25 protein-coding genes and 1 pseudogene are annotated in these 26885 nt (G+C 68.0%); 10 read left to right on the top strand and 16 right to left on the bottom strand.

What is annotated here, in order from left to right:
• Positions 1 to 36: 36 nt before the first annotated feature.
• Genes BV908_RS19245 through BV908_RS19230 form a run of 4 tightly spaced genes read right to left on the bottom strand, consistent with a single transcriptional unit; the run spans position 37 to position 4604 of the window.
• Complete coding sequence (locus BV908_RS19245; RefSeq protein WP_103738104.1) at positions 37 to 1263, bottom strand: IS256 family transposase; 1227 nt, start codon at positions 1261 to 1263, stop codon at positions 37 to 39.
• A gap of 45 nt (positions 1264 to 1308) precedes the next feature.
• Positions 1309 to 1794, bottom strand: coding sequence for an aldehyde dehydrogenase family protein (locus BV908_RS19240; protein ID WP_103738944.1), 486 nt, complete (start codon positions 1792 to 1794; stop codon positions 1309 to 1311).
• Positions 1791 to 3599, bottom strand: a complete 1809-nt coding sequence (locus BV908_RS19235) for a thiamine pyrophosphate-binding protein (RefSeq protein WP_059400360.1) — start codon at positions 3597 to 3599, stop codon at positions 1791 to 1793. Before BV908_RS19235 ends, BV908_RS19240 begins: the two co-directional genes overlap by 4 nt.
• Positions 3600 to 3611: 12 nt before the next feature.
• Positions 3612 to 4604, bottom strand: coding sequence for a tripartite tricarboxylate transporter substrate binding protein (locus tag BV908_RS19230; RefSeq protein WP_246867547.1), 993 nt, complete (start codon positions 4602 to 4604; stop codon positions 3612 to 3614).
• Positions 4605 to 5508: 904 nt separating this feature from the next.
• Here BV908_RS19230 and BV908_RS22980 point away from each other — a divergent pair.
• The 7 genes and pseudogenes from BV908_RS22980 to BV908_RS19200 form a co-directional block, all read left to right on the top strand.
• Positions 5509 to 5634 (top strand): annotated as a pseudogene (locus tag BV908_RS22980) (porin); the annotation flags it as partial.
• Positions 5635 to 5684: 50 nt separating this feature from the next.
• Positions 5685 to 6629, top strand: coding sequence for a porin (locus tag BV908_RS19225; protein WP_348639068.1), 945 nt, complete (start codon positions 5685 to 5687; stop codon positions 6627 to 6629).
• A 917-nt stretch (positions 6630 to 7546) separates the two neighbouring features.
• Complete coding sequence (locus BV908_RS19220; protein ID WP_157896844.1) at positions 7547 to 8524, top strand: tripartite tricarboxylate transporter substrate binding protein; 978 nt, start codon at positions 7547 to 7549, stop codon at positions 8522 to 8524.
• A gap of 21 nt (positions 8525 to 8545) precedes the next feature.
• Positions 8546 to 9070 carry a cupin domain-containing protein gene (locus BV908_RS19215; protein WP_086929070.1) on the top strand — a complete coding sequence of 175 codons (525 nt, stop codon included), beginning with the start codon at positions 8546 to 8548 and terminating at the stop codon, positions 9068 to 9070.
• A gap of 119 nt (positions 9071 to 9189) precedes the next feature.
• Positions 9190 to 9981 (top strand): amidohydrolase family protein, encoded by a 792-nt coding sequence (locus BV908_RS19210; protein ID WP_103738943.1) that lies wholly within the window; start codon positions 9190 to 9192, stop codon positions 9979 to 9981.
• Positions 9982 to 10036: 55 nt separating this feature from the next.
• Entirely contained in the window at positions 10037 to 11035 is a 999-nt protein-coding gene (locus tag BV908_RS19205; protein WP_067512061.1) for a tripartite tricarboxylate transporter substrate binding protein, read from the top strand.
• Positions 11036 to 11048: 13 nt separating this feature from the next.
• Entirely contained in the window at positions 11049 to 11786 is a 738-nt protein-coding gene (locus tag BV908_RS19200; protein WP_017404467.1) for an aspartate/glutamate racemase family protein, read from the top strand.
• 155 nt (positions 11787 to 11941) lie between these two features.
• On the opposite strand, the gene BV908_RS19195 is transcribed toward BV908_RS19200, so the two are convergent.
• From BV908_RS19195 to BV908_RS19155, 9 genes are all read right to left on the bottom strand, one after another.
• Positions 11942 to 12943: an aldo/keto reductase gene (locus BV908_RS19195; protein WP_017404468.1), complete on the bottom strand. Its 1002-nt coding sequence runs from the start codon at positions 12941 to 12943 to the stop codon at positions 11942 to 11944.
• Positions 12944 to 13021: 78 nt separating this feature from the next.
• On the bottom strand, positions 13022 to 13981 hold the full coding sequence (locus BV908_RS19190; RefSeq protein WP_103738942.1) for a Gfo/Idh/MocA family oxidoreductase: 960 nt from the start codon (positions 13979 to 13981) through the stop codon (positions 13022 to 13024).
• 24 nt (positions 13982 to 14005) lie between these two features.
• On the bottom strand, positions 14006 to 14872 hold the full coding sequence (locus BV908_RS19185) for a class III extradiol dioxygenase subunit beta (RefSeq protein WP_103738941.1): 867 nt from the start codon (positions 14870 to 14872) through the stop codon (positions 14006 to 14008).
• 10 nt (positions 14873 to 14882) lie between these two features.
• Complete coding sequence (gene ligA / locus BV908_RS19180) at positions 14883 to 15347, bottom strand: protocatechuate 4,5-dioxygenase subunit alpha (RefSeq protein ID WP_103738940.1); 465 nt, start codon at positions 15345 to 15347, stop codon at positions 14883 to 14885.
• Between the two features lie 2 nt (positions 15348 to 15349).
• On the bottom strand, positions 15350 to 16276 hold the full coding sequence (locus BV908_RS19175) for an amidohydrolase family protein (protein WP_103738945.1): 927 nt from the start codon (positions 16274 to 16276) through the stop codon (positions 15350 to 15352).
• A gap of 34 nt (positions 16277 to 16310) precedes the next feature.
• Entirely contained in the window at positions 16311 to 17315 is a 1005-nt protein-coding gene (locus tag BV908_RS19170) for a tripartite tricarboxylate transporter substrate binding protein (protein ID WP_103738939.1), read from the bottom strand.
• A 98-nt stretch (positions 17316 to 17413) separates the two neighbouring features.
• Positions 17414 to 18097, bottom strand: coding sequence for a 4-carboxy-4-hydroxy-2-oxoadipate aldolase/oxaloacetate decarboxylase (ligK, locus tag BV908_RS19165; RefSeq protein ID WP_015016178.1), 684 nt, complete (start codon positions 18095 to 18097; stop codon positions 17414 to 17416).
• A 1-nt stretch (position 18098) separates the two neighbouring features.
• Positions 18099 to 19133 (bottom strand): amidohydrolase family protein, encoded by a 1035-nt coding sequence (locus BV908_RS19160; RefSeq protein WP_103738938.1) that lies wholly within the window; start codon positions 19131 to 19133, stop codon positions 18099 to 18101.
• A 33-nt stretch (positions 19134 to 19166) separates the two neighbouring features.
• The gene (locus BV908_RS19155; RefSeq protein ID WP_017404923.1) at positions 19167 to 19826 is read right to left on the bottom strand and encodes a substrate-binding domain-containing protein; all 660 of its coding nucleotides are present in this window, start codon (positions 19824 to 19826) and stop codon (positions 19167 to 19169) included.
• Between the two features lie 125 nt (positions 19827 to 19951).
• Here BV908_RS19155 and BV908_RS19150 point away from each other — a divergent pair, with 125 nt between their 5' ends.
• The 3 genes from BV908_RS19150 to BV908_RS19140 all read left to right on the top strand — a co-directional run bounded on the left by BV908_RS19150 (position 19952) and on the right by BV908_RS19140 (position 23063).
• Positions 19952 to 20863: a LysR substrate-binding domain-containing protein gene (locus BV908_RS19150; RefSeq protein WP_017404924.1), complete on the top strand. Its 912-nt coding sequence runs from the start codon at positions 19952 to 19954 to the stop codon at positions 20861 to 20863.
• Positions 20864 to 21194: 331 nt separating this feature from the next.
• Positions 21195 to 22361 (top strand): ABC transporter substrate-binding protein, encoded by a 1167-nt coding sequence (locus BV908_RS19145; protein WP_026062255.1) that lies wholly within the window; start codon positions 21195 to 21197, stop codon positions 22359 to 22361.
• Between the two features lie 405 nt (positions 22362 to 22766).
• On the top strand, positions 22767 to 23063 hold the full coding sequence (locus tag BV908_RS19140) for a hypothetical protein (protein ID WP_017404926.1): 297 nt from the start codon (positions 22767 to 22769) through the stop codon (positions 23061 to 23063).
• A 55-nt stretch (positions 23064 to 23118) separates the two neighbouring features.
• Here BV908_RS19140 and fahA read toward each other — a convergent pair whose 3' ends face one another.
• The 3 genes from fahA to BV908_RS19125 form a co-directional block, all read right to left on the bottom strand.
• Positions 23119 to 24441 (bottom strand): fumarylacetoacetase, encoded by a 1323-nt coding sequence (fahA, locus tag BV908_RS19135; protein WP_017404927.1) that lies wholly within the window; start codon positions 24439 to 24441, stop codon positions 23119 to 23121.
• The gene (hmgA, locus tag BV908_RS19130) at positions 24438 to 25724 is read right to left on the bottom strand and encodes a homogentisate 1,2-dioxygenase (RefSeq protein ID WP_026062256.1); all 1287 of its coding nucleotides are present in this window, start codon (positions 25722 to 25724) and stop codon (positions 24438 to 24440) included. Before hmgA ends, fahA begins: the two co-directional genes overlap by 4 nt.
• Before the next feature lie 95 nt (positions 25725 to 25819).
• A partial coding sequence (locus tag BV908_RS19125) for a porin (RefSeq protein WP_103738937.1) occupies positions 25820 to 26885 on the bottom strand: 1066 nt, incomplete at its 5' end.

Raw genomic sequence — 26885 nt, 5'->3', positions numbered from 1 at the left:
GGGCGTGTCCGAATTTTTGTGTAAACGGTTCGGACTTCAGTTGACGGAGATGCGGTCTCCGAACTGAATGGTAAAGCGGGTCAGCGCAGCCTTCCAATCCCGGATGGGCATGGTCCACTTCTGGCTGATGTTGCGCAGGGCCAGGTAGAACAGCTTGCTCAGCGCCTCATCGCTGGGGAATGAGCCCCGGTTCTTGGTCAGCTTCCTCAGGCCCATGTTCACCGACTCGATGGCGTTGGTGGTGTAGATGACCTTGCGGATTTCCGGCGGGTAGTCAAAGAACGGGATGAGTCGGCTCCAGTTCCTGCGCCAGGACTGGCCAATGGGCAGGTACTCGGCATCCCAGCGCTCCTCGAATTCCCCGAGCATCAGCTCGGCCTCCTCGGCGGTGGCGGCCGTGTAGATGCGGCGCAGGTCGGCAGCCACCTCTTTGCGGCGCTTCCATGAGACGTAGTTCAGGCTGTGGCGCACCATGTGAACGATGCATAGTTGCACCACCGCCTTGGGAAAGACGGCCTCAATGGCGTCAGGGAAGCCCTTGAGCCCATCGACGCAGGCGATGAAGATGTCCTGCACGCCCCGGTTGCGCAACTCGGTGACCACCTGCAGCCAGAACTTGGCGCCCTCGGTCTGGGCCAGCCACAGGCCCAGCACCTCCTTGTCGCCCGTCATGGTGATGCCGATGGCCAGGTACACCGCCTTGACCCGCACCGCGCCCTCGCGCACCTTCACATGGATGCAGTCCAGATAGACGATGGGATAAATCGGCTCCAGCGGTCGGGCCTGCCAGGCCTTGACCTCGTCGGCCACGGCATCTGTCACCGAGGAAATCAGGCTGGGTGAGACCTCGGTGCCGTACATCTCTTCGAGGTGGGCCTGTATCTCGCGCACCGTCATGCCACGGGCGTACAGCGAGATGATTTTGTCGTCGAAGCCGGCCCAGCGGGTCTGGTGCTTGGGGATGAGCTGAGGCTCGAAGCTGCCATGGCGGTCGCGTGGCACTTCGATGGGCAATTCGCCGAACTCGCCCTTGAGGGTCTTCTTGCTCTTGCCGTTGCGGGTGTTGCCAGCGGGGTTGGCCACCGCCTCGTTGCGTTCATGGCCCAGGTGCTCAGTCAGCTCAGCGTCCAGGGCTCGCTCGACCAGCAGCTTGGTAAGTTGCTTGAGCAGACCGTTCTCGCCGATGAGGTCTTCGGGCTTCTTGTAGTTGGCCAGCAGGCCAGACAGCAGTTCTTCGGGTACGTCGTGTTTCTTGGTGTTCATTGTGCTTACGGACAGGCCGGCTTACGCCGGCGGTGGATTGTCCGTTTACACAAAATTCTGCACACCCTCGTAGTTCAGCGCGCCGTTCGCGGTCGGGATGGTCTCGCCCTTGATCTCGAGCACCAGCCCCGCGAAATAGTCCAGCTGGGTGGCCGCGATCTCCGCGTCCATCTGCATGGCGCGCACGGGATTGCCGCAGTTGGCGGCGTCCAGCAGCGCCAGTTCCCGCGAATGCAGCCGCACGCGGCGCGCGGCCTCCCGCAGCAGCGCCGCGCGCTGCAGGGGCGGGGTCTCGGCCCAGGCCGGGAAGGCGGCCTTCGCCGAGGCGACCGCGGCGTCGACCTCCGCCGAACCCGCCGAGGTCACGTCGGCCAGACGCTCGCCCGTGGACGGGTTGAAGGTCGCGATCGCCTGGTCCGCTCCTTCATGCCAGCGGCCGTCCCAGAACAGCCCGCTCGACCGGGGCAGGACTCGCTGGACGTAGGGGCTCAGGTCGCCGCTGTCCGGCAGGACGATGGGGGCCGCTGTCATGGCTGGCCTCCTTCCTGGTCCTCATGGGAGCGGGTCATGCCGGAGGCCATCGCGGCGCTGTAGCCCGGCGTGACGTGCACGTCGACGACGACGGTCGCTCCATCGCGCACCGCAGCGACGGCGCGGGCCAGGACCTCGTCGAGCTCCGACGGGCTGTCCGTCGGTCCGAGGCCCTGCAGCCCGAGCCCGCGCGCGAGCGCGGCCAGATCGGGGTCCGGATCTCCGATGCGCTGCCCGATCCACCGGTTCTGCACCGGGCGGTCGCGATCGCGGGCCACCCGCTCCTGGTGCAGCTCGTCGTTGAAGAACGACCGGTTGTTGCAGACGATGGTGAGCAGGGGAACGCCAGCATTGGCGGCGGTCCACAGTGCTGTCATGCCCATCAGGTAGTCGCCGTCGCCGGTCATCAGCACGGGCAGTCGGTCGGTTCCACGCAGCGCCAGCGCGGCGCCGACGGCCATGCCCGGCCCGGAGCCGATGCCGGCGCCGCCGTCCATGCCCAGGTAGTCCAGCGGATCGCGGAAGTGGCCCATCTCGCCGCTCCAGCCCAGTGGCACACGGATCAGGGTGATGGGCTGCGTGCCCGCGGCCCGGCGCAGGGCGTCGGCGACCATCGCGATGCTGATCGTCCCGTCTTGCGGAACCGGGGGCATGGCCATCGGGCTCTTCGGGGCCTGGAGGGCCGAAGGGCGCTCGGTGCAGGCAGCGCAGAGAAGGGGCACGGCGACGTCCGGCTCCACCGGCATGAACACGTCCACCGGCGGCAGGCCCTGGTGGTCCATGCTCCAGCCCCGGTGGCTGTAGTGGTCGAGCGAGACCTGGATCACCTTGGCGCCGACGCTCTCGTTGCGCCACGCCTGCTGCAGCGTGCCGTTCAGGTCGTACCAGTCCAGGCTCAGCACGACGTCGGCGGCGCGCAGCGTGGCGGCCGCGTCCGGGGTCAGGAAGACGCCCGGCACGGCCGCGTGCAGCGGATGGTCGGTGGGGAACGATGCGCCGGCGCGCAGGTCCGTAAGGACCTGCGCATTCAGCTTCTCGGCCAGCTCGATGCGCTGGCGCCAGCCCTCGCTAGACCTGGAGACCCGCCCCATCAGAATGACCGGGCGGGCCGCGGAGGACAGCAGCGCTGCGGCTCTGGCCAGCTCATCGCTGCCCGGCACGGCGGGGGAGGGAACCTGGTAGCGGCTGACGTCCGGCAGCGCCGGGATCGCATCGATGCGCGTCTCCTGCAGCGAGACATCGAAGCACACGTAGGTGGGGCCGGCGGGTGCGGTCAGCGCGATCTGCTTGGCCCGCAGCAGCGCCTCGTACGACGCGGCGACGGAAGCCGGCTGCGCGTCCCACTTGCTGAAGTCGCGCACCAGCGCGCCCTGGTCCTGCGCGGTGTGCATCCAGTCGATCCAGGGGCGCCGCTTGGCCGCATCGACCGGGCCCGTCGCGCCCAGGACCAACACGGGCACGCGGTCCACCCAGGCGTTGAAGATCGCCATGGACGCGTGCATCAGGCCCACGTTGCTGTGAACGATCGCCGCCAGCGGCTTTCCGGCGACCTTCGCGTAGCCATGGGCGATCGCGACGGCATGCTCCTCATGGAGCACGACCAGCATCTGCGGGTCGATGTTGCCGAGGTGGTTCACCAGGCTGTCGTGCAGACCGCGGAAGCTCGACCCGGGGTTCAGGAGGACATAGGGGATGTCGAGCGCGCGGATCATCTCCGCGATGGCGTCGCTGGCCCACAGGCTGCCGGCGCCGGCGCCCGCTGCGGGAATGTCGCGGCGCAAAGGAATGGCTTGCTTCGAATTCAATGGGTGCTCCGCTCAATCGGCCTTGATGCCCGCGCTCTTGATGACGCTCGCCCACCGCGCGGTGTCCTTCTCGACGAGCTTGGTCATCTCCTGCGGCGTGCTCGGCCGCGTCTCGATACCCTGCTCGGCGAGCTTCTCCTTCACCTCGGGCTCGTTCAGGATCTTGGTGACATCGGCGTTGATCCGCTTGATGACCGCCGCAGGTGTCCCTGCGGGCGCCGCCAAGCCGAGCCAGATCTCGCTGTCGTACTGGGGCAGGCCCGCTTCGGCCATCGTCGGGACATCGGCCAGCAGGGAGGCGCGCCGGGTGCCGCCCACGGCAAGTGCGCGCAGCTTCCCTGTGCGGATGTGCGGCAGCAGCGAGTTGATGGCGCCGAACTGCAGGTCGACCTGGCCGGCCAGCATGTCCGTGATGGCAGGCGCAGCGCCCTTGTAGGGGATGTGGGTGATGTCGGTGCCCGTCATTGCCTTGAAGAGCTCAGCGGACAGATGCTGCGGGCTGCCGGAGCCCGACGAGGCATAGGTCAGCTTGCCCGGAGCGGCCTTCGCGAGATCCACCAGCTCCTTCACGGTCGTCGCCTTCACGTTCGCGTTCACGACCAGCACGACAGGCACCACGCCGAGCTGCGTGACCTGGGCGAAGTCGCGCGCGACGACGTACGGCGTGTTGGGCAACAGCACCGGATTGATGGACATGGTGTTGTTGTTGGTGATCAGCAGCTTGTAGCCATCCGCAGGGGCCTTGGCCACATGGTCGGTCCCGATGCTTCCGGCAGCGCCTGCCTTGTTGTCCACGATGACCGGCTGGTTCCAGATCTGGCTGAGCCGCTGGCCAATCACGCGGGCGACGACGTCGTTGCTACCGCCGGGTGTGAAGGGCACGACGAGGGTGACAGGCTTGGCGGGGTAGTTCTCCTGCGCGATGGCCACGTGGCCGAAGCCTGCGGCGAGCATGGTGGCGGCCGCGAGCAGCGAGCGCCGCGTGGGGCTGGATGGATTCTTCATGGTGTCTCCGGTTGCAGGCAACTACACGTGCCCTAAGAAGAACCGAATGCTAGGAACAAGGTTGATGTGCATCAAGCTTGAATGCGCGGTCAACCTATGAAGGCAGCAATACGGCTCGGCAGCCGGCATGGCGAGCTAGGGTCCATCTCGATGTTGATCGATGGTTCAACCGGCACCGCCCGCTGCCTATGCTGTTCGCGTCAATTGGTTCGCGGTCAGCCGCGTGGCCAATGGGCCCGGCTTTCATCGCACCTCGCGCGCATTGGCGAAGACGCCATGCTGCCCTGCCCATCGGGCCGCGTGTCCGTGAGGCGCTGCGCGGAGCCCAAGGTCTCGCGCATCGGCACGGGGCCGGCGATGGCCCGATAAGCGGCGCGTGGGAATTGGAAGAGCGCTGCTGGCCGACCTGCCTGCGTGCCCCTGAAAGGCGGGCAGAGGCGGGCCCGCGACCGGCTCGCTGACTGGTGCACCCATCGGTCGGACATCGGCGATGTCCCCTGTCCGATCAGGCTCGCTCCTTGCCGCGGCAACGGGATCTGTGCCCGATGGGACGCTGGTGGGCTCGTCGCGAGGCATTGATCATCCAATCAATCCGGGTTGGTTCCGATGCTGTCGACGATGGTCTCTGCCAGTGTTCCGCGGCCGCTGCCGAGTCGGCCCAATAAAGCGTCGCACGTCTGCCACAACCGCCCGTTTTTTACCTGGGATATTTACTTAGTTGACTATCAAAATAATTAGGCGGCTATCTATACTTTCCAGGCCGGAGGAGCCACGATGAACCTGCGAGTCATCGGGTGATGTGGTCTTTGGCGGGCTGCGCGTGGAGCTTTCCCATGAGACGCCAGGCGCAATGTGAAGAAGAGGAAGCGGGGCAAAGCCCCAAAAGTCAACGAAGGAGACAACTATGAACGGAATGGCCAAGCATGCGGTCGCATGTGCCGTGCTGCTATGCGTCTGCGGTGCAGCCAATGCGCAGAGCAGCGTGACCATCTATGGGCGCGCAGATGCAGGCGTGGACTCGCCGCGTTCGGGAGGCGGCAGCGTCAATCGGCTGATCACGGGGGCAGCGCGGGCAGCAACCTGGGCTTTCGCGGCGTTGAGGACCTGGGCGGAGGGCTGGCTGCGGTCTTCCGCCTCGAGATGGGCATCAACCTCGATGATGGCACGCTCGGCCAAGGCGGCCGCGGGTTCGGGCGCGAAGCGTCGGTCGGCCTGAGCGATGCACGGTTTGGCACGCTGCAGATGGGCCGGATCCCCAATCCCTACTACATGGTGCAAAGCAATGTGGATGCCTTTGTCTGGGAAGGCGCGGGTGGCCTGCTGGCGCTCACCAGGAACATCAACCCGACCACGCAGCGCCAGGTGCTGCCCATGGCGGTCGCGGCGCGGCAGGACAACGCGGTCAACTACGTGTCTCCGCGCTGGGGCGGCGTCGAGCTCCGCGCCCAGTACTCCTTCGGCGAGAAGTCGACGACGATCGGCCGTGGGTACGGTGCCTCCGCGCGCTACCAAACCGGTGGCTTCGACCTCAATGCGGGCTACCAGCGTCAGGAGGGGTCGGACGACGCCTCAGGCAAGGTTTCCGCCATGGTGGTCGGCGGCTCCTACGACGCGCGCTTTGCCAAGTTCTTCCTGGGCATGACGGTGGAGAAGAACTCCTGCGTGACCTGCACCGGAGCCATCGCGCGGCTGCCGGGTGCCTCGACGAGCGAGTTCAGGCTGACCAACGTCGGCGTGCGCGTGCCGTTCGGGCAGTTCACGGCCGTTGCCCAGTTCACCCGCGTCAACGACCGGTCCGACTACACCGCGGTCACGGGCAACCGGGACGCGAACTGGATTGCGCTCGGCGGGGACTACGACCTGTCCAAGCGGACGCGCCTGTATTTCGGCGTGGGACGAATCAGCAACAAGAACGGGTCGCAGTACGTGCTGGGCACCGGCACCGCCCAGGCGCCGGCCACGCTGGTCGGCTCGGCCAGTGGCAGCTCCCGCAACATCTACATGGGGGTCCGTCACAACTTCTGATGATGGCGACCGGCGCCGCGTCGCCGCAACTCCGCGACGGGCTGCGGGGGCGGGACGCCGGGACCCTCTTGCATTGTTATCTCCAAGGTTTGGTGCCGGGGCAACCCGGCGCCTTTTTTGTGCACGGGCACCTGCCCGCGGAACGCGCCGAGAAGGTGGGCCAGGGCATCGCCCACCGCGCCAGTCCAGGTCGACCGCCCGGCGCGGGCGGCAGAAGGCCGTGCGCTCAGCGTGGTGCACCGAGCGGCCCGTGGGCCGCTTGGAGCCGGGCCTCGGAGCGGCCGCGCTGCGCTGATCGGCTCGCGCGGTGGCGTGCCGTGCCCGCGCCGCGGCCAAGGGCCCGTCGCCCCGCCGGTGCAGTCACTGAACGTGGACTCGCCCGGATCGCCGGTCCCCGGTCCCCGGCGCCGTTGGATGCGCAGGCGCGTGCCGCACCGCCCGCGCCGCCCAGGCTTTGAGCGACGCCGTCTTCTCGAATTGAACCTCTCGTTGCGCGTCGGCCAGGTGCTCAGCGATGCGGATGCGATCGCCAACTGCCAGGCAAGCGCGGCGGGCGAGGGCCGGACCAGGATCTCCGGAGGACGGAGCCGGCCTGCGGTGATGTCGAGCGCGAACTGCGATTCGTGCGGCCGCGCCTGCACTCAATGGCGACCACACTGCCTGCCGTCGGCCGTGCGGCGCGTGGTGCGACCCCATGGGCCATGCCCCTGGAGGCGCCACGCCTCTGCTGGGTTGACCACCACTGGCGACGGTTCAGACCTATGAGGGGCGCGGATCCTGGCGAATTCATTTCTTCGATACAGCGAATAGGCCAGCCTGCGTTGCCGCGGGCGCGCCGGCCCACCAGAATTGACAGCGGTCAACAAGCGTCCGCGACAACGAATCGCGGATATCGACAACCGCCCAGGAGACACCCCATGAAGACATTCCAGGTCGCCGCGGCCCTCGCCGTGTCGCTCACGTGCGCCGCCCTTCCGGCGCACGCACAAGCACTAGCTTCCCGTGACTATCCCAGCCGGCCGATCCGGATGATCGTGCCGTTCCCGGCCGGCGGTCCCACCGACCTGCTGGCCCGTGTCGTCGGGCAGCGCATGGGCGAACTGATGCGCCAGCCGATGGTGGTGGACAACAAGCCCGGAGCCAACACCATCATCGGCGCCGATGCGGTCGCGAAGGCGGCGCCGGACGGCTACACGCTGCTGATGGCCATCGACAACACGCTGGTGATGAACCAGTACCTCTATGCCAAGCTGCCCTACGATCCCGTCAAGGACTTCGAACCGATCGGCAAGGTCGCCACCACGCCCCTGGTGGTCATGACCCACCAGGCCGGTCCCCAGTCCATGCAGGTGCTGGTCGCGCAGGCCAAGGCCGGCCCCGCCGCAATGAGCTATGGCTTCGGCACCTTCACGTCCCAGCTCTCCGGAGAGCTGCTCAAGCGCACGCTGGGCAAGGAGGTGGTCTCGGTGCCCTACAAGGGCAGCGCGGGCACGACCCAGAGCCTGCTGACCAAGGACGTCACCTTCACCATCGACGGCATCACGACCGCCATGCCCCATTTCGAGAAGGGCACGCTGCGGCCGCTCGCGCGCCTGAGCGCCAAGCCCATCCCCACGCTGCCCGGTGTGCCATCGATGGCCGAGGTGGGGGTCAAGCTGCCCGACATCGACGTGTGGATGGCGCTGCTGGCGCCCAAGGGCACGCCCGCGGCGGTGGTGGATGAGCTCAACCGCGCGCTGACGCAGGCCCTCGCGTCCAAGGATGTGCAGGAGAAGCTCCTGGGCGCCGGGCTGCTGGCCGACGCCAGCACGCCGCAGGCGCTGCGCAGCTTCATCGCCTCGGAGGCCGCGAGGTGGCGTCCCGTCATCGCAGAAGCCGGCATCAGGATCGATTGATATTCACGAAGGAGATTCACCATGACCACGAACAGTTCCACCCACAGCTTCGCGCCGATCGTCAACAGCGCCGCGGAGTGGCGCGCGGAGATGGTGCGCCTGGACAAGCCAGGCCAGCCCAGCTTCTTCCACATCCGGGCCCAGTTGCCCAAGCAGGGCCGCACCAACCAGGTCCTTGGCGCGTCGCGCTACATGAACGTGGTGCTCAAGACATACGCGAGCGGTGGCGAGAACGAGATCCACGCGCATTCGAACGAGGACCACGTGTTCGTCATCCTGCAGGGCGGCGCGGTGTTCCACGGGCCGAATGGCGAGACGCGCGAGGTCGGCAGGAACGACTGCGTCTTGTTGCCGTCCGGCACCTTCTACTGGTTCCATGCCAAGGAGGACGGGGAGGAACTCGTCATGCTGCGCATCGGCGCGCACATCGACCCCGACAGCGACGTGCTCGCGCGCATCGACCTGGAGGGCAGGCCCTTCGATGGCTATTCCGAGAAGAACAAGGAAGTGCCGGTGGTGCTGCACAAGGATCGGATCTTCGAATGAGCGGCCCCTCGCCTGCAACGAGCGCGCGAGCCTCGGCGGAAATTCCGCGGTGCCAGCCTCCCGATCCCGCTCCCCGCAAGCCCCGGCTGGTCTGTCCGCCGGGGACCGCGGATTGCCATGTGCATGTCTACGGCCCCGCCGACCGCTATCCGGTGGCCGCGACGCGCGCCTTCGATGTGCCCGACGCCTTGCCCGCGCAGCTGCGCGCATTGCACGACACCTTGGGCGTCGAGCGTCTGGTGCTCGTGCAGCCCAGCGGCTATGGCACCGACAACCGGCGGCACCTGGAGGCGGTGGCCGAGCTGGGCCGGCCGGCGCGCGTCATCGTCGCGCTGCGGTCCGACGTGCAGGAGACCGAACTGGACCGCCTGCACGAGGCCGGCGTGCGGGGAGTGCGCTACAACATCGGCCATGCAGGTGCCGTCCCGCTGGCCGAGATGCCCGCGCTGGCGGCGCGCATCGCCCGCCTGGGTTGGCATGTGCAGCTCCACGTCATGGATGACCAGGGCCGAGCTCCGCTGGCCGAGATGGAGCCCACCCTGCGCGAACTGCCCACCGACGTCGTGATCGACCACATGGGCTCGCTCAGGCCCGGAGACGGCGTGGGGCAGCCGGGCTTCCAGGCGCTGCTGCGGCTGGTGAACACCGGGCGATGCTGGGTCAAGCTGTCCTGCGGCTACCGGATGTCGGCGCTGCCTCCGCCCTACGAGGACATGGTGCCCTACGTCCAGGCGTTGCTGGCCGCCCGGCCGGATCGCCTGGTATGGGCCAGCGACTGGCCGCACGTCTCGTTCAAGGGCGAGATGCCCAACACCACGGACCTGCTGGACCAGATGCTGACGTGGGTGCCCGACGAAGCGCAGCGCCGCCAGATCCTGGTGCGCAACCCCGAGCAGCTGTACGGTTTCTGAGCGGCCCGCTCCGGCGCCGCCGACCCCCTGCGATCACAAGAAAGAGGAGACCGCCATGCCCATGTTCCATCTGCTGCGCCGAGCGGCGCAGCGTGCCGCGCTGCTCGTCCCGATGCTGCTGCCGGTCCTGCCCGCCGCGGCGCAGGCGCAGGCCGCGACCGGCTTCCCCGCCAGGCCGGTGCGGCTGATCGTTCCGTTCCCGGCCGGCGGTCCCGCCGACGTGCTGGGCCGCGCGATCGCGCAACGCCTGTCCGAAAAGTGGCGCCAACCCGTCGTCGTCGACAACAAGGGCGGGGCCAACACGCTGATCGCGGCGCAGGAGGCCGCCCGCGCCGCGCCCGACGGGTACACCTTGTTCATGCCCCTGGATTCGACCTACACGCTGAACCCGGCGCTGTATTCGCGGCTGCCCTATGATCCGATCAAGGACTTCGCGTCCATTTCGATCGTCGCCCGCCAGTCCCTGGTGCTCACCGCAACCGAACGGACGCCCTTCAGGACGGTGGCCGACCTGGTGGCCGCCGCCCGGGCCCAGCCCGGCAGCATCAACTACGGCTCCAGCACCACGTCCACGCAGCTCGCGGGCGAGATGTTCACGCGGCAAAGCGGCGTCAAGCTGGTCCAGGTGCCGTACCGCGGCGCCTCGGAGGTGGTGAAGGGAATGCTCTCGGGGGACGTCGAGGTCGCCTTCGACGGCATCGCGGCCAATGTCCCGCACATCCAGTCCGGGAAGATCCGCGCGCTGGCCACGACAGGCCCGGTCCGCTCCGCGGCCTTGCCCGACGTGCCGACGCTGGCGGAGGCCGGGCTCAAGGGCTACGAGCTGTTGATGTGGAATGCACTGTCCGCGCCCGCCGGCACGCCGCGGGCGATCATCGACAAGATCCACAAGGACGTCGTGGAGGTCGTGCAGCGCAAGGAAGTGAGGGACCAGCTCATGGTGTTCGGCCTGGAGACGGCGGGCACCACGCCCGAGGAGATGGACGAGACCATCCGGCGGGAGACCGCCAAGTACGCGCCCCTGATCAAGGAGCTCGGGCTCAAGCTGAACTGAAGGGCGCATCGGCATGACCGCCCCAGCACTCGACTACGGATCGGGCGGGCGCATCGGCGTGCTGCTGCCCTCCGTGAACCAGGCCGCCGAGCCGCAACTGCGCGCGATGCTTCCCGCCGACATCGCCATCGCGGTCACGCGGCTGAAGCTCGTGGACAGTTCGGAGGCGAGCCTGCTGGGCATGGCCCGGGATGTCGAGCCGGCGGCCGAGCTGCTCGCGGACGCGGGCGTCGACATCGTGGTGTTCCATTGCACCGCCGTGTCGACCTACAGCACCGAGCTGGAGGCGTCGATTCTCGCGCGCATCCAGTCCGCGACTGGGCTGCCCTGCGTGGCCACGTCGCAGGCCCTGGTGGCGGCACTGCAGGCCCTGCCCGCGCGGCGCGTGGTGCTGCTCTCCCCGTACACGGCGGCCGTCAATGACCGGGAGGCGGCTTACTTCGCCGAGCATGGATTCGAGATCCTCGGCAACGCCGGCCTGGATTGCCGCACCGGCCGCGAGATGATGGCCATCGCGCCGCAGGCGTGGCATGCGTTCGCCACGCGCCATGCCCATGCGCGGGCGGACGCATACGTCCTCAGTTGCACCACCGTGCGGACGGCCGAGACCATCGAGGCCCTGGAGCGTTCCCTGGGACGGCCCGTCGTCACGAGCAACACGGCGGTGGCCTGGTACTGCATGCGCAAGCTTGGCGCGCTGCCGGGGGTTCCAGGCTACGGCCGCCTGCTGGCCCGCGCCGGAGCACCCTGACGCGGTCCGGGGCGCGGCCCGACCGCCGGAGGAGGGCGGGGTGAACCTCACAACCTCGCGCCTGGGCATTCCTGCCCTCGCACCGTGTGGAACCGGCAGCAGGGCGCCCGCAACACCGCGAAGGCGGGCTCGCGGACGCCAGGGGCCTTCGCGGTTCAGAAGGCTTCGGTGTCGACCTCGTTCGCGCTCTGCGCGCTGTAGCGCTGGCCGACCACGGTAAGTTCGTTGATCAGAACGTTCAGCCGCTCGATCACCGCGGCGTGCAGCCGCATGTTGGCGGCGCCCAGGTCGTCCAGCAGGTGTTCCACGCTCGTGGTGCCGGGAATGGGGACGATGTGGCCGCCCTGGTGCAGCAGCCAGGCCAGGGCCAGCTGTGCCGGGGTGCAGCCCGCGTCCCGCGCGATCCTGCGGTAGCCGTCCAGCAGCTTCAGGTTGGCCGCGTAGGCCTCGGGCGCGAAGCGCGGCATGGCGCGGCGGATGTCCTTCTCGTGGAGCGCACCCACGTCCACGAGTTCGCCGCAGAGGAAGCCGCGCGCCAGGGGACTGAAGGCAACGAAGGCCGCGCCCAGCTCGCGGCACGCGTCGAGCACCGCGATCTCCGGGTTGCGCGTCCACAGCGAGTACTCGGTCTGCACGGCGGCGACGGGGTGCACGGCGTGCGCGCGGTGCAATGTGGCGGCGGAGACCTCCGACAGGCCGATGGCCCGCACCTTGCCTGCCGCGACCAGCCGCGACAGCTCGCCCACCGAGTCCTCGATGGGCACCTGCTTGTCCCAGCGGTGCAGGTAGTACAGGTCGATCACGTCGGTGCCCAGGCGGCGCAGGCTGTCCTCGCAGTTGCTGCGCAGCGTGGCGGGGCGGCCGTCGATCACGCGGCGCGTCACGCCGTCCTCGCCCTTCACGCCGGCCATGCCGCCCTTGCTGCACAGGGTGATGCGCTGGCGATGGGGCCGGAGGACGCGGCCCACCAACTCCTCGTTGGCACCGAAGCCGTACAGCGCCGCCGTGTCGAACAGCGTCACGCCGGCATCCAGCGCCGCCAGCAGCACGCGCTCACCCGTGTCGGCGGAGACGGGCGCGCCGTAGGCGTGCGAGAGGTTCATGCAGCCCAGACCGATGGCGCTGACTTCGAATGGGCCGAGGGTGCGTGTCTGCATTGCGCTTCTCCCAGGAAGAACGCCCGCGGCGCTTGCCGTGCAGGCAGTGGAAACGATACAGTGCCAAATGGCGCGGACTCAGTTGAGTTGCCGTTCCAGGCCGTTCAGCACCTGGTAGCACGGCAGGACCTGTGCCACGCTGGCATTGGGCTCCCGGCCTTCCTTGATCGCGGCGAAGAACTCGCGGTCCTGCAGCTCGATGCCGTTCATGCTCACGTCGACCTGGCTCACGTCCACCGGCGTCTCGGGGCCCTTGCTGTGCGACTGCACCAGGTCGTCGTAGCGCGCGATGTAGGTGGCGGTGTCGCCGATGTAGCGGAAGAAGGTGCCCAGCGGGCCGTCGTTGTTGAACGAGAGGCTGAGCGTGCAGATGGCGCCGTTGGCTGCCTGCAGCTGGATGCTCATGTCCATCGCGATGCCCAGCTCCTTGTGAATCGGGCCCTGGATCGCGTTGGCCTTCACGATCGGGCTGCCCGCCTGGTAGGCGAACAGGTCCACCGTGTGGGCAGCGTGGTGCCACAGCAGGTGGTCCGTCCAGCTGCGCGGCTGGCCCAGCGCGTTCATGTTGGTGCGGCGGAAGAAGTAGGTCTGCACGTCCATCTGCTGGATGTTGAACTCGCCAGCCTGGATCTTCTTGTGCACGTACTGGTGGCTGGGGTTGAAGCGGCGGGTGTGGCCGCACATGGCCACCAGACCGGTCTGCTTTTGCAGGGCGACAACCTTCTCGCCATCGGCCAGCACATCGCACAGCGGGATCTCGACCTGCACGTGCTTGCCCGCTTCCAGGCAGGCGAGGGTCTGGCTGGCGTGCATCTGCGTGGGCGTGCACAGGATCACGGCGTCCACTTCCTTGATGGCCAGGCTGTCGGCCAGGTCGGTGGTGACGTGCTTGATGCCGTACTTGTCGGCCACTTCCTGGGTCTTGGCCAGGTCGCGGCTGATGAGGGAAACGACTTCGACGCCGTCGATGTTCTTGATGCCGTCCAGGTGCTTGATGCCGAAGGCGCCAGCGCCTGCGAGTGCGACTTTGATGGTCATGGTGTGTGTCCTTTGGCGGGTTTTTTACGTGTTCTCAAGAATCAGGTGGCCCACGGCGGTGTTGGACGCGGGCACATGGTAGAAGCGGTGCGCCACCTTCGGCGGCTTGCCACCGGCCACATCGGCCATGGCGCCGCGCGCGATGAGCCACATCACCAGCTCGATGCCTTCGCTGCCCGCCTCGCGCACGTAGTCGATGTGCGGGATGCTGGCGGCGGCCTCGGGATCGCTGATGAGCTTGTCGAGGAAGGCGTTGTCGAACTCCTTGTTGATGAGCCCCGCGCGCGGGCCCTGCAGCTGGTGGCTCATGCCGCCCGTGCCCCAGATGTGCACGTTCAGGTCTTCGTCGTAGCTCTCCACCGCCTTGCGGATGGCCTGGCCCAGGTTGTAGCAGCGACGGCCGCTGGGCACGGGGTACTGCACGACGTTGACGGCAAAAGGAATCACCGGGCAGGGCCAGGCGCCCGTCTTCGGGTCTTGCTGGCCGCACATCAGCGACAGCGGCACGGTGAGGCCGTGGTCGACATCCATCTTGTTGACGATGGTGAGGTCAAAGTCCTGCTGGATCACGGACTGCGCGATGTGCGCCGCCAGCGCCGGGTGGCCGATGACCGGCGGCACGGGGCGCGGGCCCCAGCCTTCGTCGGCGGGCATGTACTTGTCCGCCGTGCCGATGGCGAAGGTGGGTATCAGGTCCAGGCTGAACGCGGTGGCGTGGTCGTTGTAGACCAGGAAGATCACGTCGGGCTTGTTGTCCTTCATCCACTGCTTGGAGAAGTCGTAGCCCGCGAACAGCGGCTTCCAGTAGTCTTCCTGCGTCTTGCCCAGGTCCAGTGCGGCGCCAATGGCGGGCACGTGCGATGTGAAAACGGATGCGGTGATTTTGGCCATGGTGTCGGTCTCAGCTCGCCTTCTTTGCCTCGGGGGGCTGTTGCAGGGGGTGGGCCTTGCCTTGGGGCTGGCGGTGCGCCTGCGCGTCGCCGTCTTCACCCACAAAGCGGTTGCCCTCGGCGCTGCGGCCGCCGTTGATCATCATGTTGCGGTATTCCTCTTCGGTCATGCCGGTCATGCTGCCCGCCATCTGCTGGAAGCTCTTGCCGTCCGTGGCGCCGATCTTGGCCAGAAAGTAGATGTTGCCGCCCAGCGCAATGCAGCGGTTCAGGTCGCGTGCGAGCACGGCCTGCTTCTGCTCCTCGGTCATCGCCCACTGGTCCAGATAGGCGCGCTCGTCGGCCTTGAAGCGCTCGCGGTTCTCGGCCTTCATCAGGCTCATGCAGAACTGGTTGAGCCAGTAGCCCTTGCGGCTTTGCTCCGCGTCGAAGATGGTCGTGCCGGGCACGTCCAAATAGGGTTTGTCCAGCGCCATGGCTACTTCACCTCCACTTCTTCGGGCCAATACAGCCGCATCGGGTTGCCCACCAGCAGCTTGCGTTGCAGCTCGGCCGTGGGTGCAATGTGCGGTATGAAATCGACCAGCAGGCCGTCGTCGGGCATGTGGTCCTTGAGGTTGGGGTGCGGCCAGTCGGTGCCCCACAGCACGCGGTCTGGGAACTCTGCGACCACCTTGCGGGCAAAGGGCACCACGTCCTGGTACGCGTTCTGCTCACCATTCAGCGCCTTGGGTCCGGTGACGCTGAGGCGCTCAGGGCAGCTTACCTTGCTCCACACATTGGGGTGCTGGCGCATGAACTTCAGGAACAACTCAAACTCCGGTCCGTCCACCGGCTTGCTCACATCGGGGCGTCCCATGTGGTCCACCACCACGGTGGTGGGCAGTGCGGTGAAGAAGTCCCACAGCTCGGGCAGGTCCACCGCCTCGAAGTAGATCACCACGTGCCAGCCGAGCTTGGCGATGCGCGCGGCAATCTCCATCAGCTCGTCCTTGGGCGTGAAGTCCACCAGGCGCTTGACGAAGTTGAAGCGCACGCCGCGCACGCCGGCGTCGTGCATGGCCTGCAGTTCCTGGTCGGTGACCGAGCGCTTGACGGTGGCCACGCCACGCGCCTTGCCACCGGAGTGCACCAGCGCATCCACCATGGCGCGGTTGTCCGCACCGTGGCAGGTGGCCTGCACGACCACGTTGCGTGCAAAGCCCAGGTGGTCGCGCAGCGCGTACAGCTGGTGCTTGCTGGCGTCGCAGGGGGTGTACTTGCGCTCGGGGGCGTAGGGGAACTCTGCCCCGGGGCCGAACACGTGGCAGTGCGCGTCCACCGCGCCTGCAGGCACCTGGAAGCGGGGTTTGCTGGGGCCGGCGTACCAGTCCAGCCAGCCGGGGGTCTTGGTGAATTCGCTCATGGGCATGGGTCCTTGGTTGCTGGGTGGGGGCGGGTCAGTCGAGGGACACGTTGGCCTTCTTGATCACCTCGCCAAAGCGCTGGCTCTCGTCCTTAACGAACTGGGTGAACTGCGCGCGGGTGGTGGGGAAGGGCTCGTAGCCAAAGCTCTTGAACTTCTCCTGCACATCGGCGCCCGACAGGGCTTGCTCGATGTCCTTGCGGATCTTGTCGGTCACGGCAGCGGGCAGGCCGGGCGGCACGGCAATGGCGTTCCAGCCCGTCACCTCAAAGCCCTTGGGGCCACCCGATTCGCCCACGGTGGGCACGTCCGGAAAGCTGGCCAGGCGCTGCGGCGCAGTGACGGCCAGAAAGCGCAGCTTGCCCGCGCGCTGCAGCGGCCCGGCGGTGGCAGCACTGCCCAGCGCAAACGACAGCTCGCCGGTGGAGACCGAGGTGTAGAGCTGCGTGGTCTCTTTGTAGAGCACGTGCTCCATCTGCGTACCGGTGGCGCTTTCAAACAGCTCGGAGCCCAGGTGCACCGGGTTGCCGATGGACCAGGAGCCGTAGTTGAGCTTGCCAGGGTTGGCCTTGGCGTCGGCCACGATGTCGCTCACGGCCTTGTATCTGCTGTTGGCGGCCACGGTGAAGAAGAAGTAGGTCTTGAACAGCGGCAGCAGTGTGTCGAAGTCCTTGGCCGTGTCGTAGGGCAGCTTCTTGAACAGGCTGGGGTAGGCCGCCAGGTGCACGTTGTCGAGCACGATCAGGTCATGCCCGTCCTTGGCGCCGCGCTTGAACGCGTCGATGGCGATGAAGCCATTGCCACCGGGGCGGTTCTCGACCACCACGGGCTGGCCCCAGGCGCGACCCAGTTTTTCAGCCACCAGGCGGGCCACGCCGTCCGGCCCACCGCCTACCGGGAAGGGCGTGATGATGCGCACGGGCTTGGACGGAAACGCCTGCGCCGAGGCGAGCTGGGGCACACAGCCCAGCGCAGCCGCCAGGCCCAGGGCCAGGCCTGCACGGCGGGAAAGGGAAACGGGAGGCACGGAACAACGCATGGAAAGAAGAATCTTCTGAAGAAACTGTTTGCTATAAATTGCATAGCTGCAAGCGCATGATTCACTAGCGCTTGCAACCCAAAAGGCTGAAAAACCGCTCAGTCGATGTACTTGAGGCCCGCCTTCTCCAGACCAGGGCGCATGTTGTACATGTCGAGGCCAAGCACGCCGCTGGCGAGCTTGGCGCGCTTCTCGCCTTCAAAGCTCTCGCGCTTCTGTGCGGCGGCCAGCGTCTCGGCTGCACGGGCGGCGGGCACACACACCACGCCGTCGTCGTCGGCCACGATCACGTCACCCGGCGTGACTAACGCACCTGCGCACACCACGGGGATGTTGACCGAGCCCAACGTGGCCTTGATGGTGCCCTTGCTGCTGATGGCCTTGCTCCACACGGGGAAGTTCATCTCCTGCAGCGTCTTCACGTCGCGCACACCGGCGTCGATGATGAGGGCGCGTGCGCCACGGGCCTGGAAGGACGTGGCCAGCAGGTCGCCAAAGTAGCCGTCGGTGCACTCCGAGGTGACGGCCGCCACCACGATGTCGCCGGGCTGGATTTGCTCGGCCGCCACATGCATCATCCAGTTGTCGCCGGGCTGCAGCAGCACGGTGACGGCCGTGCCGCTGACCTGCTGGCCACTGTAGATGGGGCGCATGTAGGGCTTGAGCAGGCCCACGCGGCCCATGGCCTCGTGCACGGTGGCCGAGCCGAGGGCGGCCAGGCCGTCGGCCGCTGCGCGGTCGGCGCGGGTGATGTTGCGGTAGACAACGCCAAGTTCAAACATGTCAGAGCCCCTTTGCCTTCAGGCGTGAGTCGAGTCGGGAGAACACGCGGCGCGTGTTGGCTTCGTAGATCTGGTGCTTGTCTTCGGCGCTCAAAATTTTGGACGCCTCGATGTAGCGCTTGGTGTCGTCGTAATAGTTGCCAGTGGTGGGGTCGATGCCGCGCACCGCGCCGATCATCTCGCTGGCGAACAGCACGTTCTTCACCGGGATCACGGTGTTCAGCAGGTCGATGCCGGGCTGGTGGTACACGCAGGTGTCAAAGAACACGTTGTTCAGCAGGTGCTCTTGCAGCAGGGGCTTCTTCATCTCCTGCGCCAGGCCCCGGAAGCGGCCCCAGTGGTAAGGCACCGCGCCGCCGCCGTGCGGGATCAGGAACTTGAGCGTGGGGAAGTCCTTGAACAGGTCGCCCTGGATCAGCTGCATGAAGGCCGTGGTGTCGGCATTCAGGTAGTGCGCACCGGTGGTGTGGAAGCACGCGTTGCAGCTGGTGCTCACGTGGATCATGGCGGGCAGGTCGTACTCTACCATCTTTTCGTAGATGGGGTACCAGTGCTTGTCGGTCAGCGGCGGGCTGGTCCAGTGACCGCCCGAGGGATCAGGGTTCAGGTTGATGCCCACCGCGCCGTATTCCTTCACGCACTTTTCCAGCTCGGGGATGCAGGTCGCGGGGTCCACCCCGGGGCTTTGCGGCAGCATGGCCACGGGCACGAAGTTGTCGGGGAACAGGGTGGAGACGCGGTGGCACAGCTCGTTGCAGATGGCCGCCCAGGTGCTGGAGACATTGAAGTCGCCGATGTGGTGGGCCATGAAACTGGCGCGCGGCGAGAACAGCGTGATGTCGCTGCCGCGCTCCTTCATCAGGCGCAGCTGGTTGGTCTCGATGGACTCGCGCAGCTCGTCGTCGCTGATCTGCAAATCGGCGACCTTGGGCATGGCGGCCGGGTCCTTGATGCCGGCGATCTGCTGGTTGCGCCAGTTCTCCAGCGCCTTGGGTGCCGTGGTGTAGTGGCCATGGCAGTCGATGATGAGGCTCATTGCGTTGTGCTCCTTGGATCTTGGTGTTCGGGTTCAGGCAGGGTCCATGCCCTGGCGTTGCTTGGCTTCGGCCGCCGCTGGCGATGCGAAGAAGTCGAGCAGCGCCTTGGCGGCCTCGGGCTGCTGGCTGGAGGCAGCGACGCCCGATGAAAAAATGGTGGTGATCTGGATCGCAGGCGGCAGCGGGCCCACGATGGTGATGCCCTCCACGTGCAGCAGCTCGCTCAGTTGCTGGAAGCCGAGCTCCACATCGCCACGTGCCACCAGGGAGCCCACGGGCACGCCGGGCGGGGCCTGCACCATGCGGCCGGCCACCTGGTCGGCAATGCCCCAGCGCTCGAACAGTTTCGCCAGCGCCACGCCGCTCGGGCCGGTGGAATAGCTGATGCTGCGCGCGGCCAGCACGGCACTGCGCACTGCGTCTTCCGAGCCGATGTCGGGCAGCGGCGCGCCCGCGCGCACCGCCACGGCCACGCCGGAGCGCACCCAGTCGGTCCTGCTGCCGGCCACGACGGCGCCGGCCGCGATGAGCTTGTCGATGGCGTCAGAGGCAAGCACCACCACGTCGAAAGCCTCGCCGGCCTGCACCCGCTTGGCCGCGTCCACGCCGCCCACGGCCTCGATGGCTGCGCGCTGGCCGGTCTGCTGCTCGTAGGCGGCCAGCAGCTCGGCCAACACCTGGCGGGTGGCCATGGAGGAGATTCCACGAAGCGGAGCATTCATAGGATTGTTTGGTGGCTAAGTATTTTGGGGTATTCTGCTGCAATTCCAGCTATACAAGAAGTGGCGGATTGGTCTACCAGATATCTCATTTGTCGATGGATCTGAAGCAGCTCGAGTACTTTGTGCGGGTCGCCGAAATGGGCAGCTTCACCCATGCCGCGGCGGCCCTCGGCATGGCCCAGTCGGCCCTGAGCCGGCAGGTGCGCCTGCTGGAGGTGGAGCTGCGCCAGAACCTGCTGGTGCGCAATGGCCGCGGCGTCACGCCCACGGAGGCGGGCCGGTTGCTGGTCGACCATGGGCGGGGCATCCTGCACCAGATGGCCCGGGCGCGGGAGGACATGGAGCGCCTGCGCGGCGGCGTCTCGGGCGCCGTCGCCATCGGGCTGCCCAGCAGCGTGGCGCGCGCGATGGCGGTGCCGCTCATGCGCGCCTTCCGCAAGGAATTGCCGGAGGCTCGGCTCTCGATCAGCGAAGGGCTTTCGAGCGAACTCCTGAGAGGACTGGTCAGCGGTCGCCTGGACATCGTCGTGCTCTACAACGGCCAGCCGGTGCGCGATGTGGATGTGTCGCACCTCATGGACGAGGATCTGCTGCTCGTGCGCGCCCGCCCGCGCGGGCTGGCCGAGGACCCGCCGCCCGGCCCCATCGCGCTCGCCGAGCTCGCGCGGCTGCCGCTGGTCATTCCCTCGCGCCCCAACGCGATCCGCATGCACGTGGAAGCCGAGATGGCGCTCATCGGCTGCCGGCCCGAGATCGCGCTGGAGATCGACGGGGTCGCCGCCATCCTGGACATGGTGGCCGACGGGGCCGGGTACGCGGTGCTGCCGCGCAACGCGCTGCTCAATTCGCCTGTTCCTTCTGCCTACAGCGCCCAGGTCATCGGTGCGCCGCCGCTGCGCATAGCGCTGTCCCTGGCGACCAGCCTGCAACGCCCCGCCACGCAGGTCCAGAAGACCACGCTGGACCTGGTGCGGCTGACGGTCTCCGAAGTCCTCCGGCCGGCGTGAAGGCCCGGTCGGCCCGGCTCGGCGTGTCCGATGCCCGCCGGGCCGTCCGTGGTGACAGCCTTGCAGGCCACGGCCTTTCGGCGCATATGGCCCGGTGCGGCGCAGCCGCCCTCGGCGAGATGCAGGACGCATGCGGGCAGTACCCCGCCCGGCGATGCAGGCCTCTGTCCGTGCGGAAGTCGCACCCGCGCGGCGGACTCACATTGACTGAGACTCAATCTATCAAGCGCGCGACAAAGTGTTTAGAGTCGCCTCGCAAAAAGTCAGCGCGACCGGCCGGCGTGGGGCTGCGGCACCGATCGCGCGCACCAATGATGGAGAGAGGCAGACAATGAACACTGAACCTACGGGTACCGACCGAGCGCGGCGCCGCACCTTTTCGTGCATCGGAGGGGTGCTCGCAGCGGCGGCCGTCGGATTGCCGTTCCGAGCGCGGGCGGCGGCGCGCGAGATCCAGATCGCGATGCTGCTTCCTTTGCAGGGAGGACAGGCGCGCCAGGCCGAGATGATCAGGCAGGGCGTGGACGGAGCGCTCGAACAGGCGAACCGCGCTGGAGGGATCCGGGGGCAGCCCGTCAAGCTCCTGGCCATCGACAACGGGTACCAGGCCGAGAAGACCGTCGAGGCCATCGGGTCGCTGGCGGCAAGGGAATCCGTCGTCGCGGTGACCTCTTTGTTCGGCGGCCCGATCATCGGCGCCGCCATTCCGGCGGCGACCCGCGCGGGCGTGCCGATCGTCGGCGTGCTGCACGGAAACGATGCATTCCGCCGCCCGGGGACCGAGATCGTCACCCATGTGCGAGCGACGTTCGACGCGGAGACCCGCGCGATCGCCGCGTTGTTTCCCACCATTGGCCGGAGCCGCTTCGCCGTGCTGCACGCGACCGACAACTCGGGCACGGCGTTCCGCGCGCAGTTCGAGTCGGTGCTGAAGGCGCAGGGACTGCCGCTCGTCGCCGCCGTGCCCTATGCGCGGGACGCCACCGACTACACCGAGCAGGCGCGGAGCATCGAGCGCAGCGGCGCCGACGTAGTAGTGGTCGGTGGCGTGACCGCGACCGGGATCGCCGCCATCCGCGCCAAGGTGGCGACGAAACTGTGGGCGCAGATGGTCTGCCTTTCCACGGTCGATGAGCGCTCGGTGTGGGAGCAAGTGGGCGCCGATGCGGTTGGCACGGCCTTCTCCAGCGTCGTGCCGAACCCCTATGCGACGCTGCTTCCCCTGGCGCGCGAATACCAGGCAGCGATGAAGGCCCGGAACTACGACCGGCTGTCCCTCAGTTCGTTCGAAGGCTACATCAACGCGCAGGTGCTGCTGGAAGGCCTGCGGCGCGCACCCGGGCTGACGCGCCCCGCGCTCCAGGCCACCCTGCGCGCGATGCAGGGGGTGTCCCTCGGCGGCGTCTCCTTCTCCGCGCCGACCGAGGGAAAGATCGCCAGCGGCATCGACGTGGCCGACATCCTGGTGATGACGCACAACGGACGCATGCTGCGCTGAGTACGCGGCCGGGACGGCTCGGATCCCAGCGCCGCTGCGCATTGGCGGCCGCGCCGCCGCGCGTGGAGCGACCGGCCATGTGCCCCGGCCGTACCTGCATGTGCCTCGGGGCGCGGATGGGTCTGCGGCGCACGACATCCGCCGGCGGGAGAGGAGGGCCGCAGCGGTGGATCGCTTCCGGCCGTACCCGCGGATCCCCCGCGTCGGAGGGCGGCGCGGGTGCGTCCGGGTTTGCGCGAGATCAACATTCGTCCAGGACGCCGCCCGCGGCGGTTGACGGCCGGCCGCGGCAGGCCTAGATTAATAGTTAGGCGACTAACAAAAAATCGCCTGCGCCTGCGGAGACGGCAGAACCTGCAGGGCCGCCCAGCCTGCATCCGCCGACGATGGCAGAAAGGAACGATCATGGACAAGCTTCTGGGGATTCTCGTGATTTTGACGCTTCTTGGCGGTGCGGCCACGCTGCTGTGGCTGAACCTGCAACCCGAGTGGTGGAGGCTCCGGCATCCCGGCGCGCTGGAACTGCGGAAGTTCACCGCCCGGCGTCAGGTGCAGGCGGCAAGGACCCAGGACGACCTGCCGGCGACCCGGGCGGCGGAAGTCCGGTGCACGTTCTGCGACCACGCGCCGGCATGCGCGCAGCGCCTGGCGGCCGGGCACACGACGCCGGTCAGCGAGTGTCCCAACCTGCCTCGCCGCTGAATTGCAGGACGCGCCCGGGTGCCAGCTTGGCAGTGCAGGGCAGCGCGCGGCGAGGCTAGGGTGCGCGCTTCGGCGCGTGGATGGTGCTGGCGCATGCGCCGAAGCCGATGCGTCGCGCTCCGCTGCGTTCGCACCAGGCGCGCAGGATGACGGTGTCGCCGTCCTCCAGGAAGGTTCTGTGCTCGCCCGAGGGCAGGGCGATGGCCTGCCGTCCACCGGCAGTCCGCTCGAGGAGCGAGCCGGCCTGTTCTGGATGTGGCCCGGACAGCGTGCCCGATCCGAGCAGGTCGCCAGGCGCGAGGTTGCAGCCGCCGACCGTGTGGTGGGCCACGAGCTGGGCGGGGGTCCAGTAGGCGGCCTCCACGAAGCTCGAGCGCGACAGGCGCGCTGGCAGCAGGCCCGACCGGGCCATCGCCTCGGTCTGGAGCAGCACCTCGAGCTGCACATCGACCGAGCCGCTGGCCCGGTTCCGTTCGGAATTCAGATAGGGCAATGGCTCGGGGTCGCCGGGCGCACGCGGACAAGCGGCCCGGAACGGCGCCAGCGCCTCAAATGTCACGACCCACGGGGCGAGCGTGCTGCCGAAGTTCTTGGACAGGAAGGGCCCCAGCGGCTGGTACTCCCAGGGCTGGATGTCGCGCGCCGACCAATCGTTGAACAGCGCGACCCCGAACAGGTGGCTCTCGGCGCTGCCGATGGCAATGGGCTCGCCGCGCCGGTTGCCCGGGCCCACCAGGAAACCGAGCTCCAGTTCGTAGTCCAGGCGCCTGCTCGGACCGAATTCCGGGTCGCCGGCCTCGGCCCTGCTCTGGCCGAGCGGGCGGTAGATCGGTTCGCCGCTGACGACCACGGAGGAACTGCGGCCGTGGTACCCGATGGGAACCCATTTGTAGTTCGGAAGCAGCGGTGCGTCCGGCCGGAACAACCGGCCGACGGCGGTGGCATGGTGGATGCCGATGTAGAAGTCGGTGTAGTCGCCGATGGCCGCGGGCAGGGCGTATTCGGCCGAGCGCTGGGCAAGAAGGCATCCCTCCAACCTGCCGCGCTCCGTGGCTCCCGTGCGCAGCGCGCGCGAGAGCGCCAGGCGCAGCGCCGACCACGCGGCGGGCCCCATGGCCATGAAGTCGTTGAGGCGCTTGCGCGAGGCGGCCACCGCGGCATCCCGCGCATCGCCGGCGAGTGCGCCGCTGGCGGCCGCGGCGGCCAGGTCGAGGATCTGGTCCCCGATGGCCACGCCGCCCCCAAACGGCCCGGAGGAGCCGCGCCGGCGGAAGACGCCGAAGGGCAAATTCTGGATCGGGAAATCCGTCGTGTCCTCGTTCGCGGACCCGACCCAGCTGCGCAGGTCCGGCGCGTGGGTTTCGTTCACCCGCGTCATGGCCGCGCCGGATCGAAGTGCTTCCCGAGGTTCTGCCAGCAGCGGAAATAGTCCTCCTGCAGCTGGGCGGTCTCCAGGGCGAACGTCGTCGGCCTGAAGACGTCGCACGACTCGAACATGAAGGCCATCGTCTCGGTGAGGTAGTCCGGCCGGGAGGTGTCAGCGGCACTGGCCTTGGCGAAGGTGTCGGCATCCGGTCCGTGCGCGCTCATGCAGTTGTGCAGGGACGCGCCGCCGGGCACGAAGCCCTCGGCCTTGGCGTCGTAGGCCCCGTGGATCAGCCCCATGAACTCGCTCGCGACGTTACGGTGGTACCAGGGCGGCCGGAACGTGTTCTGGGCCACGAGGATGCGCGGCGGGAACACCACGAAGTCGATGGTGTCGACGCCCGGGGTGTCGCTGACGGACTGCAGCACCAGGAAGATGGACGGATCGGGATGGTCGTAGCTGATCGAGCCGATGGTGTTGAACCGCCGCAGGTCGTACTTGTAGGGCGCGTGGTTGCCATGCCAGGCGACCACGTCGAGCGGGCTGTGGCCGATGCGCGCGCTCCACAGGTTTCCCTGGAAGCGCGCGACCAGCTCGAAGTCGCCTTCGCGGTCTTCGTAGGCCGCGACCGGCGTGCAGAAGTCCCGGGGATTCGCCAGCCCGTTGGAGCCGATGACACCGAGGTCCGGCAGCTTGAGGGCGGCGCCGAAGTTCTCGCACACGTAGCCCCGCGCCTGGGCGTCCAGCAGCCGCACCTGGAAGCGCACGCCCCGGGGGATCACGGCGATCTCCTGGGGCTCGAGCTGCAGACGGCCCATTTCCGTTGCCAGCTCGAGGCGACCAGCCTGGGGCACGAGGAGCAGCTCCGCGTCGGCGTCGTACAGGAACCGCGTCTCCATCGACCGGTTGGCGGCATAGAGGTGGACCGCGCAGGACGCGTTGCACGCCATCGTCGTCATGCCCTCGATGAAGTCCGTCGGCCGCTCGGGCATAGGAAGCGGGTCCCAGCGCAGCTGGTTGGGCGTCACGGGGCCGTCGCCGGCCCGGCTCGTCCACCGTCCCGCATCCACGAGGGCGAAAGGATGGTGCAGCGTCGAAGGCCGGATGCGGTAGAGCCAGGCGCGGCGGTTGGCGTGGCGCGGCGCGGTGAACGCCGTGCCGGAGAGCTGCTCGGCGTACAGGCCGTACGGCGCGCGCTGCGGGGAGTTGCGCCCATGGGGGAGCGCCCCGGGGAGGGCTTCGGTGGCGAACTCGTTGCACATGCCGGTCTGGTAGGCGGGTTGTGGTTCAGTCATGGCGATGGCCTGTCCTTGGTTTGATTCAACATGCGGCGGCGCTCCTGCGCCACGCAGGCGCCTGAGCGCACGACCTGGGCGTCTGCCGTGTCTGTTCAGAACGCGTGGCGCATGCCCAGTGTGAGCGTGGTGGAACGGTGGTCGCCCGCTCCCCCGAGCCCTGCGGGCTGCTGGGCCGATCCGGAACCCAGCGCGTAGCGCGAGCCGTTCTGGTTGCCGACCGCGCCCAGCGAGGCATAGGCCATCGTGCGCTTGGAGAGCGTGTATTCGCCGCCGATGGCCAGCCATGTGGCGTCCCGTTGGCCGGTGGCCGCCGCGTAGGCCGAGCGGTCGGAAATCCGCACGGCCTGCACGATGGCGGTGAAGGCACCGAAGGGCACGCGGGCCCCGAGGTTGATCAGGCGGAACTCGCTGGCCGCGGCGCCCGTGACGCCCTGGGCGCGGGCGAGCGCGCCGGTGCAGGTGCCGCAGCTGTTCTTTTCCGCGGTGTAGCCCGCGAAGATCTTGGCGGCGCCGAAGTCGTAGCTGCCCCCGGCGACGACGGCGTCGATCCGGCCGTTCGCGTTGTCCGCGCCCTGCTGTCGTGCCCAGGCCAGCACCGCGTCGACCGGACCGTTGCGGTAGGTCGCCGAGGCGCTGTAGGCGCGTCCAATGGTGGGCTGATTCTCCCCGGCCGCGGCCATGGCGCGAAACGTCAGCGGTCCCAGCCTGGGCGTCACGTAGCCCACCGCGTTGTCGAAGCGGGCGCTGACGGCCAGGGGCAGCAGCTGGCGGGTCGCGTCGGTGCTGCGCGTGATGGCCAGATGCCCGCCGCTGCCCATCCACGAGAAGGCGTCGACGCCGGACTGGGCCACGTAGTAGGGCGTCGGCAGGCGCCCGGCCGTCACGGTGCCCCAGGCGGTGCTTGCCAGGCCGACGGAGGCTTCCCGGCCGAATGCGCGGCCGCCCTGGCCCAGGGTGCCATCGTCCAGATTGATGCCTTGCTCCAGGCGAAAAACCGCGGACAGGCCGCCGCCGAGGTCCTCGACGCCGCGGAAGCCGAGCCGGCTGCCCAGCGCGCCGCCCGACACCAGCCGGCGGGACGAGCCGGCGCCGTTGTTAGCAGGCCGTTGAAAAATCCCCCGCCGACGCCCGCGTTGGCCGCTACGATCTGAAGCCATC

This window comes from Diaphorobacter sp. LR2014-1, from assembly GCF_002916785.1.
GTDB lineage: Bacteria > Pseudomonadota > Gammaproteobacteria > Burkholderiales > Burkholderiaceae_C > Diaphorobacter > Diaphorobacter nitroreducens.
This window is presented reverse-complemented; position numbering and strand designations above follow the sequence as displayed.

Excerpts from the sequence above, each read along its gene's own strand:
- BV908_RS19185 (WP_103738941.1), bottom strand. The coding sequence starts at position 14,872 with ATGGCCAAAATCACCGCATCCGTTTTCACATCGCACGTGCCCGCCATT.
- BV908_RS19220 (WP_157896844.1), top strand. The coding sequence starts at position 7,547 with ATGAAGACATTCCAGGTCGCCGCGGCCCTCGCCGTGTCGCTCACGTGC.
- BV908_RS19140 (WP_017404926.1), top strand. The coding sequence starts at position 22,767 with ATGGACAAGCTTCTGGGGATTCTCGTGATTTTGACGCTTCTTGGCGGT.
- BV908_RS19190 (WP_103738942.1), bottom strand. The coding sequence starts at position 13,981 with ATGACCATCAAAGTCGCACTCGCAGGCGCTGGCGCCTTCGGCATCAAG.
- BV908_RS19245 (WP_103738104.1), bottom strand. The coding sequence starts at position 1,263 with ATGAACACCAAGAAACACGACGTACCCGAAGAACTGCTGTCTGGCCTG.
- BV908_RS19145 (WP_026062255.1), top strand. The coding sequence starts at position 21,195 with ATGAACACTGAACCTACGGGTACCGACCGAGCGCGGCGCCGCACCTTT.
- BV908_RS19200 (WP_017404467.1), top strand. The coding sequence starts at position 11,049 with ATGACCGCCCCAGCACTCGACTACGGATCGGGCGGGCGCATCGGCGTG.
- BV908_RS19150 (WP_017404924.1), top strand. The coding sequence starts at position 19,952 with ATGGATCTGAAGCAGCTCGAGTACTTTGTGCGGGTCGCCGAAATGGGC.
- BV908_RS19205 (WP_067512061.1), top strand. The coding sequence starts at position 10,037 with ATGCCCATGTTCCATCTGCTGCGCCGAGCGGCGCAGCGTGCCGCGCTG.
- BV908_RS19230 (WP_246867547.1), bottom strand. The coding sequence starts at position 4,604 with ATGAAGAATCCATCCAGCCCCACGCGGCGCTCGCTGCTCGCGGCCGCC.
- ligA (WP_103738940.1), bottom strand. The coding sequence starts at position 15,347 with ATGGCGCTGGACAAACCCTATTTGGACGTGCCCGGCACGACCATCTTC.
- BV908_RS19195 (WP_017404468.1), bottom strand. The coding sequence starts at position 12,943 with ATGCAGACACGCACCCTCGGCCCATTCGAAGTCAGCGCCATCGGTCTG.
- BV908_RS19160 (WP_103738938.1), bottom strand. The coding sequence starts at position 19,133 with ATGAGCCTCATCATCGACTGCCATGGCCACTACACCACGGCACCCAAG.
- BV908_RS19175 (WP_103738945.1), bottom strand. The coding sequence starts at position 16,276 with ATGAGCGAATTCACCAAGACCCCCGGCTGGCTGGACTGGTACGCCGGC.
- BV908_RS19215 (WP_086929070.1), top strand. The coding sequence starts at position 8,546 with ATGACCACGAACAGTTCCACCCACAGCTTCGCGCCGATCGTCAACAGC.
- BV908_RS19240 (WP_103738944.1), bottom strand. The coding sequence starts at position 1,794 with ATGACAGCGGCCCCCATCGTCCTGCCGGACAGCGGCGACCTGAGCCCC.
- BV908_RS19170 (WP_103738939.1), bottom strand. The coding sequence starts at position 17,315 with ATGCGTTGTTCCGTGCCTCCCGTTTCCCTTTCCCGCCGTGCAGGCCTG.
- hmgA (WP_026062256.1), bottom strand. The coding sequence starts at position 25,724 with ATGACTGAACCACAACCCGCCTACCAGACCGGCATGTGCAACGAGTTC.
- fahA (WP_017404927.1), bottom strand. The coding sequence starts at position 24,441 with ATGACGCGGGTGAACGAAACCCACGCGCCGGACCTGCGCAGCTGGGTC.
- BV908_RS19155 (WP_017404923.1), bottom strand. The coding sequence starts at position 19,826 with ATGGCCACCCGCCAGGTGTTGGCCGAGCTGCTGGCCGCCTACGAGCAG.
- ligK (WP_015016178.1), bottom strand. The coding sequence starts at position 18,097 with ATGTTTGAACTTGGCGTTGTCTACCGCAACATCACCCGCGCCGACCGC.